The sequence below is a fragment of the Solibacillus sp. FSL K6-1523 genome (genome assembly GCF_038005225.1).
GTDB lineage: Bacteria > Bacillota > Bacilli > Bacillales_A > Planococcaceae > Solibacillus.
The window spans coordinates 3,499,986-3,515,618 of sequence record NZ_JBBOSU010000001.1; the positions used below are offsets into that span (position 1 = coordinate 3,499,986).

The window sequence follows — 15,633 nt, forward strand, 5'->3', positions numbered from 1 at the left end:
AATTGTGTATACTATCTTTATAAAGGAGGTGATATTTTGCGCGTTCTACTCAATGTTAATGGGATTTCTCAGTATAGTTCAGCTGTCCGAGCAGAGTATCAAAACTCTGCATGTGGACCGACTACAGCTCATGTCATATTAAATTATTTAAATCAACCTGAAGCCGTATCGACGAAAGATATTAATGAGCTTTATACACTTTTAGGTAGTACAAAAATCGGTCTTTTCAAATGGCGTATGATTCGTAATTTAAGACGCCTACTCGGTGAAAACTGGTGTATTGAAGAATGCACACTGACGGAAGCCATTCAGCAATTACGGGCAGGAAACCCAGTTGCCATGAAGTTTGATACTTATTTTACCGGGCAGTTTTTCTCAAAAAAGAAACCAATGTTCGCCTATCATTGGGTCCCTTTAATTGGCTATGAAATTAAAAATAACGAGCTCTACTTAATCATTCATGATAATGGCGGGCGCAACCGAGACAGTCAAATCCGCTCCTTCAACTATGATGATAACCGGAAAGTACTAAGCTTCGTTAAAATTGAGCCAAATCATAGGGCTTTCTAAAAAGTCCCTGTTATAAAGAAATGATTTAAATTTGAAAATGCCGAAACGTTGTTAAATCAATGTTTCGGCATTCTATTTTACATATTTCGGGCTAAAATACACCTTTTAGATAATGTGGTAATACTAATCCAATCATCACAAAAAGAAGCTTATCTGTCTGATGAATTAATTTAATCTCAGAATTTCTTTTATTTAAATGATTTCTCTGCATTTCGCTCATACTACAAATGAAAGGAATTGATAACTATGCTAAATGAAAAACAACTATCTAAATTAAAAAAGATGCTAATCGAACAAAAAACGGAATTAAGCAGGACAGTTGACGATATGGAAGAAAGGTCACATTATAGCATACGTGAAGCAACCGATGAATTATCGACAATTGACAATCATCCAGCAGATTTAGCAACCGAATTATTTGACCGCGAAAGAGACATGGCAATTGAGGTGCATAATGAAGATATCGTATCACAAATAGATGCAGCTTTTGAAAGGTTAGAAAATGGGACATACGGCGTTTGCGCAAAATGCCACGAAGACATACCTTATGACCGTTTAAGCGCTATTCCGTATACCGCGTTTTGTATTGCGCATACCGAAGCAAAATACGTACCAAACGACCGTCCTATTGAGGAAGATGTCCTCTTGCCAGCTGTAGATAATTCTTTCTCAAATAGAGAAGCAAATGATGAGTTACAAGATAATGAGGATTCATTCCAAATCGTCGCTCAATATGGAAATTCAGATACACCTGCAGACTTTGAAGGTGATTATGATCATTATAATGATTTGTATAAAGACAAAGATGGGGATTCTATGTTTTCCGATTTAGAAAAATTGCATGTCTCAAAAAACGACGAATTAACTGGTCAAATTTCACAACAGTATGCTGACGAAGCAAGGAAGTATGATTATTTGGAATGAGAAATTGACGTGAGATTTTTAGTTTATTTAATAAAGGACATTTTGATTTAAACATCAGAATGTCTTTTTACTTGTGTGTACCCTATTTCTTTTCTAAAAGAATCGAATAAAAAAAGATTGCCAACTTCGCAAATTACGCTATAATAAATTCTTGTGCAAATAAGCATAAAAATACTAAAAGGTGGAGTGATAGATGAAAAAAACCCTTACAGCAGTTTTAGCATCTGCATTATTACTGGGTGCATGCTCAGGCGAAGAAGCTAAAAACGAGGCAGAGGCAAAAGTAGATACAAACGCGTCAGCCGAAACTACTGTGGCAGTTAAACCAACCCCGATTCAAGGCGAAGATTATGATGAAGCAGGCGGTGCAGATGCATACGCAAATGCTGGAGACAATCCCGAATCTCGTTATTACAAAGCACCTGATTTTTATAACTTAAAATCAGATGAGAACATTACCATTATCGAAAACTTCCAAACGATGCAACAGACGACAGAATGGTCTTGTGGTCCTGCCACTGCATTAATGGTCGCAAATCATTTCGGTTATAACGAAATGACAGAAATGGATATTGCCAAACAAATGAAGGCAATGACAGACCTTGATGTGGAAGGTGCATTACCTGGCTCTGCGAATAATTTCCATGAATATGGTGCAGATGTTTCGCAATTACATGATTTCTTCGCAAGCTTAGACGGCTTTGAAATCGTAGAAACAAGCTACCGTGCTAATTATTCAGACACGGACTTAATACAAGAAAATTCAGGTGCAACAGGAAATAATGTTGGCAATTTACCTGCTACATTTACTTGGAATAGCTTATATGCATCGGAAAATAGTGATTCTACAGAAGCTTGGGTATCGGATGCAAAAGATAGCTATTTTGTAAAATGGCTTACAAACCATTTAGAAAATGATCGTCCAATTATGGTTGAATGGACAGACTGGGACGGACATTGGCAATCAATTATTGGCTATGACAATAACGGTACACCTGGTATCGGTGATGACATGTTAATTTTTGCTGATCCATACGATACATCTGATCATTGGCAAGACGGCTACTTCTTCTATCCAGTTGAACGCTGGTTTGCTCAATGGAATGATCGTAATATCGCACCAAAACCATTCCAATTACAACCATACATCGTAGTTGAATATAAATAATTTTTAAAGGCGTAGAGGCAAATGCTTCTACGTCTTTTTACTTCCCCTTTTTTGAAAATGTTATATGGCGCATATTTATTGGCGATACTTCCACTAAAAGAGCGAGGTGTGCTATGAAAACAAGTGGCTCTATTAGTATTACTCATATCATTTTATTATCTATGACGTTTATCGGTTTAAAAAACCACGTCACGATTATTCCTTCATTAATAAGTACAACGGGTCGAGATGCTTGGATTTCAGTCATCATCGCAACAATTCTCATCATTCCATGGCTCTATCTATTAATTTTTATTCAAAAAAAGCTAGGACACCTACCTTTTAGAGATGTGGTATTAAGTAATCATCCAAAAGTCGGGAAAATCCTCCTATACTGCATTGCGTTTTATTTATTGCTCATGGCTGCTATGACGATGCGCGAAACAGTGCAGTGGGTTTCAGTGACATTTTTATCCGAAACGCCTGTATTGGTGCTCCTTTTCAGTTATGCCATCGTTTGCATACTTTTTGCGATGTCTCCACTTCAAAGCATAACAATCGTTAATACAATTGTTCTTTTTGGTGTCGTCGTTCTTGGATTTTTCGTGGCTTTTGTTAATTTAAAAGTAAAAGAATATTCGTTATTGCTCCCTATTTACGAGCATGGTATGACACCTATTTTAAAATCGCTCATGTATCCCGCATCAGGATTTGTTGAATTATTATTATTTGTTTTTATTAGCCACCATTTCAAAGGGAAATTAAAATTTTCCCATTTGCTTATTATGCTCTTCTTATTATTTAGTTTAACGATTGGACCACTTATTGGCGCAATTACCGAATTTGGTCCAGCAGAAGCAGCAACGCAACGTTATCCTGCGTTTGAAGAATGGAAATTAGCAACAATCGGTCGTTTTATTGAGCATTTGGATTTTCTTTCCGTTTATCAATGGTTAACTGGTGCATTTGTTCGAATTGGTTTTCTATTATTCGTAGCGATTGAGCTATTAGGATTGGCTCAACAGAAAAAGAGTATTTTCGAGACCATTGTACCTGCCTTTATATTTTGCACTTTACCCCTTTTTCTATTGAATGACAGTATATTTATCGAACTAAAAGGTAAATATTTCTTAATAAGTACTTTTTTATTCTTTTTCATTTTGGCATTTATTTTAAACATCTTATTAAGAAAGAAAACGAATAAAAAGGCGGAGAAACATGCATAAAATTGATTTAACTTCCTTACAACAACTATTCGCAAAAAGTGCTGACGTCCGTTTTCAAACATATGAATTTCAATTAAGCAATGTTATTTTAATTACTTGTGAAGCGATGACAGATAAACATTTATTAAATGAAGTTATCGTTCCACGTTTACAAGCGCTTTGCGATCATAAAGAATTGCCGCTCGATCCATCAACGATTACAAAAAAATTATATCTTCCAGACTTGCAAGAAATAACAGATCCAAATGATGCGGTAACGAATGTATATAGTGGGTTTGTATTAATTTATATTGAAGCACAACAGCTTTTGCTAGCAAGCAATATTGAAAGTAAACCAAACCGAAGCCCTGAAGAAACAAGTCTTGAAGTGCTCATTAAAGGACCTCGCGATAATTTTATTGAGGATTTAGCTGTAAATATTGCATTAATTCGAAAAAGGGTACCGACAGATTCTTTATGCGTTGAAAAATTGACGATTGGCAAAAGATCCAAAACACAAGTTGCCATTTTATATTTTCAAGATATTGCGAACCTCGATACGTTAAATAAATTAAAACAGCAGCTTCATGCAATTCAAACAGATGTTATTTTAAGCGGAGAATTATTGATGGAGCGTCTCAATACGTATTCTTATTTTATTCCAATTAATGATACAACTGGTCGCCCTGATTTTGCACTACAATCCCTCATTACAGGTCGATTTATCATACTAGTGGACGGGGTTGCCTATGCCATCATTACACCAACCAATTTATTAATGCTTTTAAAATCAGGTGAGGATAATGATTATCCGATGATTGTTAGTTCTGCTGAACGCTTACTACGACTCGGCAGTGTATTAGTTGCACTTCTTTTGCCTGCATTTTGGTTAGCCTTGACGACCTTTCATCAAGAGCAATTGCCTTTTCAGTTGCTCGCTACCGTCGTTCAGTCCAATACGGGACTTCCCCTTCCTTCTGGGCTCGAAATGCTCATCATGGTCATTATGTTCGATCTTTTTCGAGAGGCTGGATTGCGTTTACCGAGTGTCCTTGGAGGGTCAATTAGCGTTGTAGGTGGCTTAATTATTGGAGATGCCGCCATTCGAGCCGGGGTCACAAGTCCTGCAATGATTGTCGTGATTGCTGCTTCGACAATTGCTACTTTTACATTAGTCAATCAATCACTTGTTACAAGTATTAGCTTAATGCGCATCATTCTTATATTAATTACTTCCTTATTAGGACTGTTCGGCTTTTTCATATCCATTTATTTAGTATTAATTTATTTATCAAACATTCGCATTTATGGTGTGCCCTATCTCGATGTTACGGCCGACTTAAGCTGGAAAAACATTTCAAAGTCATTATTTCGTCCACCTCCAAATTCCTATAAAGAACGTCCAGCTATGCTAAAACCACAGGATAAAACGAAAGAAGGGAAAAAATGAAAAAACTCCTTATTTTGTTACCACTTTTACTGTTAGCTGGTTGTTGGGACACAAACCAACCTGAGCGCATGTATTATCTTCATTCAATTGGTTTCGATTTTAAAGATGGACAATATGAAGTTTATGCGCTAATTATCGATTTTACAAATATCGCAAAATCCGATCAGCCAAACCCTGAAGCAACACAAACTGAAGTAGGATTTGCGCGAGGTGGAACGTTTGATGAAGCATTTTTCAATTTATATAATTCAATGGATGAGCGCTTATTTTACGGTCATTTATCGTATGTTATTTTCACAGATAATGTCTTGAAGGAAAACAAAGTAAGGAATATTATTAATTCTTTAATCAAATATCAAGAATTACGTTATAACGCTTGGGTATACGCGACAAAGGAACCGTTAGGCGAACTGATGTTAACAACTCCGATTCTTAATAAAGCGATCACTTTATCCAAGTTATCTGACCCAGTAAATTCATATGATCAGTCCTCTTTAATCGAACCGATGAGCATTCGAGAAGTATTACTTTATTTAGATGAACCGAGTCATGAAGCAATCGTACCTTATGTCACCACTACTGAAAATTGGGAGATAAAAAAAGGTAAGGAACCAACATATGACCTTTCTGCAATTGCTATTTTTTCGAATCATGATGGGCTAAGAGGCATTCTGCACAAAGATGATGTCAAAGGAATGCAATTTATGACAAACGATACGAGACGCAGCCAGTTATCATTTCCACTCGAAGGATTTGGCGACCCTACCGTAACCGTTGTGGTTGAACAAGTAGATCCCAAAATTAACGCCATTCTTTCGGAAAGCCCGATTCAATTTGATATTCATGTCAAATTAATTGTACAAACAAACGATACAATCGACAAAGCGCTTTCTAAAAAACTAATTAAAGAAATTGAAAAAACGGTAAAAGAGGAAATCGAAAACACGTATAAAGCGGGGCTTGAAAATGAGGCAGATGTTTATCGTCTATCCGAAGTGGTTTATCGAAAACATATACGTACATGGAAGAAAATCGAGGAAAATGGCAAAGTCCCTTTAACGATGGATTCGCTTCGTGAGGTCAAAGTGGAAGTTGTCAAAACAAATGGGGAAAGAACGATTGAAAATTCAAGACGATAAAAGAGACCAACTTATAATAAGTTGGCCTCTTTTTGCTTTAGTATATTGAACGTGCGTGTTTCGCGATGAGACGATACCCTTTTTCTTCAAGTAAATCAAATGTTGTAAGTGAATAATTTTCTAATCGTAATACTTCTAGATCTGCATCAATCGGCGCTTCACAATGGATCGTAGCCAATTGATGGGATAAACGTAGCATTTCTTCATTTTCGCTAATTTTACTTCTTTGACCTGGCTTTAATGTTGGAAGTGCTGCTAACACTCCATCAATTGAGTCGTGATTTTGAATGAGCTGTAATGCGGTTTTAGGACCAATTCCCTTAACCCCTGGGTAGCCATCACTTGAATCGCCCATAAATGCCTTCACCTCGGCAAATTGCTTCGGCGCAATCCCATACTCTTCAACAAATCGGGCTTCAGTATATACGTCATATTCAGAATAGCCCTTTTTCGTAAAGGCAATCGTTGTCGTTGGGCTTAATAGCTGCAACAAATCTTTATCGCCGCTCACAACTGTAATTTGGGCATCATCTTTCCATTTTTCAATCATCGAGCCAATTAAATCATCTGCTTCAAGCCCTTTAATACCAAAGTTTTGCCAGCCAATCATTTGTGATACTTCTTTAGCCATATCGAATTGTGGCAACATTTCTTCTGGTGGTGCAGGGCGATTCGCTTTATAGCCATCAAATAAATCATTGCGGAATGTATGTGCACCCATATCCCAACAAACCGCTAAATGCGTAGGTTTCATTAAGTTTTGCGCCGTTAACACATGGCGGGCAAATCCTTGTACGCCATTAGAAGGTGTCCCGTCTTCTAATCTAATAAATTGATTCATTGCTGCTGATGCAAAATAAGAACGGAATAATAGCGCCATTCCGTCAACGATTAATAAATGTGGTTTTGTCATAACTAAACTTCCTCTCTCTATTACAAAACCCTAGTATATCAAATGTTCACTTTAATACGGTGATGGACGCTCATTACGGCAATAAATACGCAGCAATTTTATTAATATCTTTACTAAAAATACGATCCGCTGTCATGCTCGATGCAATCGCTCGAAGCTCTTGCCATTTTTGATAGAGCTTCGGTGACATTTTTTCCGCGTCACGATATTCCACAGCTTGTGCCGCACAGAACGCTTCAATTGCTAATACGTGGCGCACATTCGCAATAATCATTCGTGCATGACGTGCCCCCGTCGTTCCCATACTCACATGGTCTTCCTGGTTCGCAGAGGAAGGTATTGAATCCACAGAAGCAGGATGTGCTAATGTTTTATTTTCAGATACTAAGCTTGCGGCACTGTATTGTAAAATCATTGCCCCTGACTCTAATCCTGGCTGCGCACTTAAAAATGCTGGTAACCCTTCATTTAATGTTGGGTTGACTAAACGCTCGATGCGACGTTCAGAAACATTCGCTAGTTCTGCGACACCTATTTTCATAAAATCCATCGCAAAAGCAATTGGCTGACCGTGGAAATTGCCTCCTGAAATAACGACTTCCCCCTCTTCAAAAATAAGCGGATTATCCGTAGCCGCATTCATTTCAAGCTCTAACTTTTCCTTTACATAATTCAGCACTTGCCAGCTCGCTCCATGAATTTGTGGAATACAACGCAGTGAATATGGATCTTGCACACGTTTTTCCCCTTGATGTGTAATGAGCTGACTCCCTTCTAGCCAGTCACGCATACGTTTTGCAACATCCATTTGTTCTTGCATCCCTCTCGCTTCATGAACAGCCGGATGAAATGCATCAATAATGCCGTATAAAGATTCCATCGTCATTGCGGCAATCCATTCACTTGCATACGCCAATTTTTCTGCTTCAATATAATTCACGACACCTTGTGCAGTCATCGCCTGTGTACCATTAATTAAAGCAAGCCCTTCCTTCGCTTGTAATTGAATTGGCGCTAATTCATGCTCGTTAAACACTTCATCTGAAGGACGGATCACACCATCAACCCAAACTTCACCTTCCCCAATAATTGCGAGCACTAAATGGGATAATGGCGCTAAATCTCCTGATGCCCCTAATGAGCCTTGCTGCGGAATAATTGGATGCACTTTTTCATTAATCATCCAAACTAAACGCTCTAACACTTCTAAACGAATACCTGATAATCCTTTTAATAATGCATTTAAACGTAGCACCATCATCGCTCTTGAAACTTTTTCAGGAAACGGCTCTCCAAAACCACATGCATGTGAGCGAATTAAGTTTAATTGCAAAGTGCCTACTTCATGTTCTGCTATTTTAACGTCGCTAAATTTTCCAAAACCGGTATTAATGCCGTACACTGTTTTTTCTTGCTGTACAATTCGTTCAACGGCTTGTCGGCTTTTTTGAACCTTTTCAATCGCGTCCTGACCGATTTCAACTTTTTCATGCTTGAATAAAATTTCTTCTAGCTGCCCCATCGATAATCTTTCACCGTTTAATTGAATCATTTATTCCGTCCCCTTTTATTGCCGTATTTTGTTAATGAACTTGCTTTATTTCATTATTGTACAAATAGTTATACTTTTCTAGCATTTTATTCGATTTCCACTCAAATTATTTCATGTTTTCTCGTAAACCTTCATTTATCATGCTTTATATCATTTTTCTATATACCTCATCTAATTCATTAACCTGTTAACAATTTAATAGTTTAGTATTTTAGCATAGTGAAGTTCCAAGTTTCCCATCACAAAAAAGAACATTTAGATAAATGCTCCAAATGTCCTTTACATTCAATTTATTTCATTCGTTTCATATCCCTTATCGCTTGTATAGATAGTCGAACTAATAAGATCGCGCATAAAAATAAACCTAAATAAGCGACCGTATTTAAATAAACTGCAAAGCTAGATTGCATAAACTGCGAGATCGCTAAAAGTGCTACAGAAATGATTCCAAAGGTAATTCCAACTAATAACAATACAAAGCGTGAGAACAGTTGACTAATGAATAAGGAATTTGCCTTATCTGAAAAAATATCGTGATGTAAAATAATCTTTCCGCTTTCAACCTTCTTCACAAGCTGATCGATACGTCTTGGAATTTTGCGTATATTTGGTAACAGGATGGCTAATTCTTCTTCGATAAACGCCATTGTAGCACGGGGTTCCTTAAATGGTTTTGTAAAGCTTGTTTTTAAATAATCATTTGAAAATTCCTTTGCCTCTGTAAATATTTCAAAATCGGGATCAATGATTGATAATGTACCATCTAACGTTACAACCGCACGTAAAGCAACATTTACCGCTGGATAAAAATGCAGTCCAAATTCTCGGACAACCGAAAAAATAGAATAAATTAATACATCTGTAGATATTTGTGATACGTAATTTATTTTCAGTAAAATTTGACTAATTGCCTGTTCCATCTCAATACGATTAATATCTTCTGTATTTTCAACGAGCAATCTTACGCCGTCTACAACAAGTGGTGCATCATTTTGATAAATGCCGACTAAGAAGTATTTCAACCCTTCTTGCTGTGGTTCTGCAAGGCGACCAACTGCTCCAAAATCAAGCATCGTTAGCTTGCCTGTATCCTGTTCAATATATATATTCCCTGGATGTGGATCTGCATGGAAAATGCCTGAAACGAGTGCTTGCTCTAAAAAAGAAAATAATAATGTTTGCGCAAATTGGCGGGAATCCACATGCTTCGCTTCATAAATATCCTGAGCCATGGCTATAGACTTGCCTTTTATATATTCCATAACTAAAATGTTCGTATTGCTATAACGATGATATACTTTCGGTATTTTCACATCATTTTTTTCATTTTGAACAATCGTCGTCATTTGTTCCATATTCCGCGCTTCAATCGTAAAATCGATTTCTTCACTTAAAGCTACGCTAAAACCTTTTGCCAACTCCAGAAACCCTAAGCTCTCCGCCCACTGTGATTTACTTGAAATCCAACTAGCAAATTCCATTAAAATACCTAAATCTTCATTCATAATATTTTTCACATCTGGGCGCAATAATTTTACTGCAACGGGTTCATTTGTAGCGCGCAAAATCGCTTTATGCACCTGACCTATGGATGCGGATGCTAACGGTTCTTCACTAAAATAGGAAAAGATTTGATTCACATCGTCCTTTAGATTCTTCTTCAAAATTTCGTCTACTTGCTCTTTTGAAAGTGGACGCACATGTTGCTGCAATTTTTCGAGTTCCTCAATGAATACCGGAGACAGTAGCTCTTTTCGCGTTGAAAGTACTTGACCAAACTTGACGAAAATCCCCCCACATTGCTCCAGTGTATCGCGCAAAGCAATTGCTAATTCTCGTTCATCTTCACGCGAACGAGCATATTTCACTGTACGCGTCACACCGTTTTTCATCGCAATACTGACAACTTCACTTAATCGTTTTTGACGACGCCAATAAATAAATAGTGTTTTCACACTAGAGCGGCGTCCTACTGGTGCACCATTATCATTAATTTCAATCGGGTCAAACAGTTCAAAAAACAAGTAAAGTAGCATTGAGATAAGCAGCATACCGCCAAACCAAAGAAGCGTTACAACATTCATTAAGTTAGAAATAATGCCTTCTTCAAAAAAACTTGTCCCGCGTAAATAGGTATACCAAAAGATAAAGCTCGTAAAAACCACACTAATTGCAACAGAAAAAATGCGCTTCCCTAAATTCACTTGAGAGCCAATTAAACGCCCACTAATAAAAAATACGAGTATTGAAGCAATCACTAATTGTAAAATAATTATTAGAGCATGCATCCATTCGCCCCCCCTATTTCATTACTACATGTACCTCAATTTTCACATTTCCCCTTAACGCTTTGCTAATCATACAAACTTCCTCTGCTTTATAAGCATAGCGTTCTGCCATGCGTCGCTTCTTTTCGTCCTGCTCTGCCATATGCAACTCGATATAATGGTGAATTTCACGGTAAGTAAAAACCCCATTCGTCACTTCAACAATTCCTTCAGACTTCAGGGTAGGTTTTACATCAATTTGACCCCTTTCCATCATCGCGGCTAGTGTGATTATGTAACAAGTTGCAGCGGCACCTAGTAGCATTTCATCTGGATTCGTGCCGATACCCGGACCATCCATTTCAGGTGGTATTGAGATTTTTGTTTCTAAACGATGTGCTGTTAAATTGCCCACTTCATTGCGTCCACCGGGCCAATCAATCGTTAAACTAAATGTATGTAATGTCATTTTTTATCCTCCATCGATTGTTCTTGATTTTTTCGATTTAAAAGAAGCAGCTAGAACATTTTGTTCTAACCGCCACTAATTACCAAACGTTTTCTTTATACTTTTTATAGTAATTGATTTGGCGCATAAATAAATAAAATTTACGCTTAAAATGCTTGTCCTGCTTATAAAATAATGGGTTTACCAATTTGCCCTCGCGAATCAATCGTTGAATATCCGCTTGAACAGTTGGGTCCTCAACAAATTTCCTTAAGACAATTTTTGGAACAACGGAAAATAATAAATCTCCTTTTAAATAAGTACATGGCGCTGGTATATCGAAAATTAAATCGTCTACAAAATAGCGTGCCATATTATGCCCCATTGCCGTCACATAATAGCTTGAACGGCCTTGACGAATATTCACTTCAAACACTTTAAACTTGCCATCTCGCTCATCAAATTTCAAGTCGAAATTCGCAAAACCTCGGTAACCAACCGCTTCTAAAAAGCCACGTAACTTCGTCATTACTTCTTCATTGTAACGTGATAGAACTGCAGTATAGTTTCCGATTGCTGTTTTCGTATGTTCTTGCAAGGCAACTTGTGCAAATGTTACGAGCTGTGTTTCACCTTTTGAGCTTACATAAATAACAGAGTCCCACATCGCTGTATCCTCACCAGGAATGAAATCTTGTATAATGAGCTCATCTTGATAGCCACTTGCCTTCACCATATCAATTACTTTTTGCACTTCTTCGCTACTGTCTACTTTAAATACTTTTGCTTGTCCTTCAAAAGGATGGCGACTATACTCAATCCCATTGCTCGGCTTAATAATGACCGGGTACATCATCTCGCCCGTAAAATCGCCGTCAATGCGACAATCATAAAAATATGTCGTCGGAATATCTATGCCGTGCTGCTCACAAAGTTTATAAAAATTAGATTTAAGTTGTAAATGCTCCATTAGTTCTTCATCAATATTGTTAAACACAAAATAATCTTGCAAAATAGTGCGGTTTTCAATAATTAAACGGACGTATAAATCATTTGTCCCAATCAGTATAAGCTTATCTGCATCATCACCATATTTTTTTGCAACACTTATTAAGATTTTTGCAAATTGGTCTGGTTCACCCAATTTTTTATCATATTCAATCGCACGTGGAATTGTACTTAAATTCGTAAAAGGTAGTACGCCCTTTCCTACTAAAATCGGGCGGATATTATATTCTTCATGAAATGAAATCGCCATATTGTACGCGTTAATGTCTGTCCCTACAATGATAGGCAAAAATGGTTGTTTGCTCATAAAACTCTTCCTCTCGATATGTTCAACTAGCTTAACTAGCAATACGCTTTTCCTGGTTTAATAGAAGACTTCTCAAGCAGATGTCCACTAACATATCATACAATACTCTTTCAAATTATGCCTTAATTTACAAGTGAAAAGATTATCCCATTTCCCCGATATTAGAAACAATCTTAAGCTTTCTGAAACTTCCTCCTATTTGGAACGTACTTATTAGAGAGGTGATAAAGATGAATGATCGATTACAATTATTTTTTGACAACATCGAGAAAATAAAGCTTTACTTCGGTTCGGATGTGGACAGCTTTGCAAAACATTTGGCGCTCAAATTAACTGTTCGTAATATTCATTTTTATTACGAAGATTATGAAAACGTACAGCAGCAAATTAAAAAGCACACGAAATGGTATCAATTTGCACGGAATAGCTCCACGTTGAATCACGCTTATTATGTCCATTTCGCAAAAAATCCAGAACAAATTCCAATCGCTTTTCAACAATATAAAATAGTAACAAAGCAATTTACTCGCGGGGAACAAAGTTATCTAACAGCGATGTATTTAACGGATGAAGCGGCATTTACGAAGCTTCAGGTGCTTATAAACGAATTGATGCAGCAGCCTAGTTTAAAGCTTACTTCACTTGCTACACATCATTGCGCTATTTTAGCGACCCGCCCCGAAGAAGCACATATTTTAGCCAATACATATACGCAATATTATAATAAACTTATTACAATCGGTTTTGTCCGTGGGAAAGATACGATTCAAATGGCACTTTTATTAACGGCTGGCACTGGGATATTTTGCGAAAACACGATTCAGCATGTACAAAAACTAGCAAAACTTATTTTTTCAATTCAAGCTATTATAAAATACTGTCACTACAGCACAATCGCTTTGCTTGCTCTAGCAAACTTTCAATTGAACCAATTCCCTGCACTCGAAGATATCCACGATGAAATTTGCCATAGCCTAAAAATTTCCCCAAATAGCTGCAATACCTTACTGCTAGCGGCGCAAATTTATACGGCAAATGAAGTCATTGGAGATTTGCCATTTTACAATATGAATTTTTCTGATTTTGCATACGCGCTTGTAAATGATGATTTCACAAGTACTCATACAGCCAGTGACTAATCGAATTGGTCGCTGGCTTTTGTCTATTTCGATAAAATTTTCTTTGACATAAAAAAGGCGGGTGAAATCTAATTGCCCATTTCGCCCGCCTCCTGAATATTTATTTCATCACAACATTTTTCGGTTCACATAATTCAAAACGACCAAGAGAATCCTCGGTAGCCCCTTTTGTATTTCCTAAAATAACAACCGCTTCATTTAATGATGCTCGACATTTTGTAAACGTATTGTGAGATGCATTCATTGTACAGTTTAATGTATCAATTGCGGCGCCACCTGTACGAGAACTACAACTTTCAAACACCGTATCTCGAATCGAAATTTCTGCATCATACATATGAAGCGCACCACTTTGATCCGCGCGACTTTCTTTAAAATGCCCCCCCTCTATAACGAGCTTCACTTTTTGAACTTTACCAGTTATTCGACTAAAGAAACTCTTTGATGTCATATGCTTTGCCTCTGTACCCGCAATATACATACTCCCACCTTTGCCAAGCGTAGAATTATGCTCAAAAATACAGTTTCGCAATACAAAATGTTCACTATTCGTAAAGTAAATCGCGCCACCACGTTCCTCTGTAAAACACTTCTCAAACGAACAGCTATCCAACTCCACTTTTGCGTTATTCATTTCAATCGCTCTTACATTGTTTGCACCCAAAAAATGAGCATCATTAATTTTTGTAATCCCCATATTACGTAAGCTCAGCATCGTTTTATTGGCATCCATTGAGGCTATAAAACGAGCGCCATCCGCCTTTAAAACACCGCCATCAACAATAATTGTTGCTCCATTGCCAAATGTTACATTCATACCATTTAAGTCCAGCTCGGCACCTTTTCCAACAATGACCTCGCCCGTTAAATAAGTCGCATGTCCTAACTTTTTCTTATGCCCCGCCAATAACGTCATTTGTGTGAGGCGTTCTTGATATTCAAAACCTGGCAAGAAGTATGAAAGCTTTTGTAAAGGAACAGATACGTTTTGCTCAAAAGCCGTTTGCACAACTTTAGTTGCAAGCTCTGTATCCTTTTTGAGCATTGCTAAACGGAAGCCTCGAATAAATTGAACTTCCTCATAACTTAACTGAAATAGTTCCTCAAATAAGACAAGTAACTCCTGCTCTTTTTCTGTTATTTTATGATCCTTTTGTGCATAACCGTATAAATCGAGCATGAAAATATATTTATGCTCTGTTTCATGTAGCGTTTGTAATACATTATGGATTGTCCCCGTATCGGCCTCTATTGCAGCTGAAATGGCTAACTTTTTAAATTCAAGTGGTAAATCTAATACAGAAATTTGCTTTTTTAAAACTTCCTTTGCCATCTCACTCGGATAGCCGTTCACACAGACTAACATCGCAAAGCCAATTGCATACGTTTTACGAAATTGTATATTTTCATGAGCCAGTGGGTGTTTTTCGTTTAATAATTCCTTTTTAACTTGTCGTAAATTTTGTAATATTGACATGCTGTACCTCCAAAAGTTGTTTCGTTTACAAGACTTCCTATACTTTATAACGGCAATAATTCAGTAATTTTTATGCCTATGTATAAA

13 protein-coding genes are annotated in these 15,633 nt (G+C 37.2%); 7 read left to right on the forward strand and 6 right to left on the reverse strand.

The genetic code is table 11. The annotated features are described in order from the left end of the window. Nucleotides 1-36 precede the first annotated feature (36 nt). The 6 genes from MHI10_RS16985 (at nt 37) to MHI10_RS17010 (ending at nt 6,435) form a co-directional block, all read left to right on the forward strand. A complete protein-coding gene (locus tag MHI10_RS16985) occupies nt 37-570 on the forward strand; it encodes a C39 family peptidase (protein WP_340787450.1) in 534 nt (177 codons plus the stop codon). Between the two features lie 246 nt (nt 571-816). Further along, entirely contained in the window at nt 817-1,494 is a 678-nt protein-coding gene (locus tag MHI10_RS16990; RefSeq protein ID WP_340787452.1) for a TraR/DksA C4-type zinc finger protein, read from the forward strand. 193 nt (nt 1,495-1,687) lie between these two features. Continuing rightward, entirely contained in the window at nt 1,688-2,662 is a 975-nt protein-coding gene (locus MHI10_RS16995) for a papain-like cysteine protease family protein (RefSeq protein ID WP_340787454.1), read from the forward strand. 113 nt (nt 2,663-2,775) lie between these two features. Then, the gene (locus tag MHI10_RS17000; RefSeq protein ID WP_340787456.1) at nt 2,776-3,867 is read left to right on the forward strand and encodes an endospore germination permease; all 1,092 of its coding nucleotides are present in this window, start codon (nt 2,776-2,778) and stop codon (nt 3,865-3,867) included. Beyond that, nucleotides 3,860-5,296 (forward strand): spore germination protein, encoded by a 1,437-nt coding sequence (locus MHI10_RS17005; protein WP_340787459.1) that lies wholly within the window; start codon nt 3,860-3,862, stop codon nt 5,294-5,296. The genes MHI10_RS17000 and MHI10_RS17005 overlap by 8 nt, the downstream gene beginning before the upstream one ends. Next, nucleotides 5,293-6,435, forward strand: a complete 1,143-nt coding sequence (locus tag MHI10_RS17010) for a Ger(x)C family spore germination protein (RefSeq protein ID WP_340787461.1) — start codon at nt 5,293-5,295, stop codon at nt 6,433-6,435. The genes MHI10_RS17005 and MHI10_RS17010 overlap by 4 nt, the downstream gene beginning before the upstream one ends. A 37-nt stretch (nt 6,436-6,472) precedes the next feature. Here MHI10_RS17010 and MHI10_RS17015 read toward each other — a convergent pair whose 3' ends face one another. The 5 genes from MHI10_RS17015 to MHI10_RS17035 all read right to left on the reverse strand — a co-directional run bounded on the left by MHI10_RS17015 (nt 6,473) and on the right by MHI10_RS17035 (nt 12,930). Beyond that, entirely contained in the window at nt 6,473-7,348 is an 876-nt protein-coding gene (locus MHI10_RS17015) for a 5'-3' exonuclease (RefSeq protein ID WP_340787464.1), read from the reverse strand. A 73-nt stretch (nt 7,349-7,421) separates the two neighbouring features. After that, nucleotides 7,422-8,900 (reverse strand): histidine ammonia-lyase, encoded by a 1,479-nt coding sequence (gene hutH, locus MHI10_RS17020; RefSeq protein WP_340787466.1) that lies wholly within the window; start codon nt 8,898-8,900, stop codon nt 7,422-7,424. A gap of 290 nt (nt 8,901-9,190) precedes the next feature. Then, on the reverse strand, nt 9,191-11,188 hold the full coding sequence (locus tag MHI10_RS17025) for an ABC1 kinase family protein (RefSeq protein WP_340787468.1): 1,998 nt from the start codon (nt 11,186-11,188) through the stop codon (nt 9,191-9,193). Between the two features lie 13 nt (nt 11,189-11,201). After that, nucleotides 11,202-11,636 (reverse strand): SACOL1771 family peroxiredoxin, encoded by a 435-nt coding sequence (locus MHI10_RS17030; protein ID WP_340787470.1) that lies wholly within the window; start codon nt 11,634-11,636, stop codon nt 11,202-11,204. Nucleotides 11,637-11,715: 79 nt separating this feature from the next. Continuing rightward, entirely contained in the window at nt 11,716-12,930 is a 1,215-nt protein-coding gene (locus MHI10_RS17035; RefSeq protein WP_340787472.1) for a carboxylate--amine ligase, read from the reverse strand. Nucleotides 12,931-13,160: 230 nt separating this feature from the next. Here MHI10_RS17035 and MHI10_RS17040 point away from each other — a divergent pair, with 230 nt between their 5' ends. After that, complete coding sequence (locus MHI10_RS17040) at nt 13,161-14,069, forward strand: DUF4003 family protein (protein ID WP_340787473.1); 909 nt, start codon at nt 13,161-13,163, stop codon at nt 14,067-14,069. A gap of 100 nt (nt 14,070-14,169) precedes the next feature. On the opposite strand, the gene MHI10_RS17045 is transcribed toward MHI10_RS17040, so the two are convergent. Continuing rightward, a complete protein-coding gene (locus tag MHI10_RS17045; RefSeq protein ID WP_340787476.1) occupies nt 14,170-15,546 on the reverse strand; it encodes a right-handed parallel beta-helix repeat-containing protein in 1,377 nt (458 codons plus the stop codon). Between the last annotated feature and the right edge of the window lie 87 nt (nt 15,547-15,633).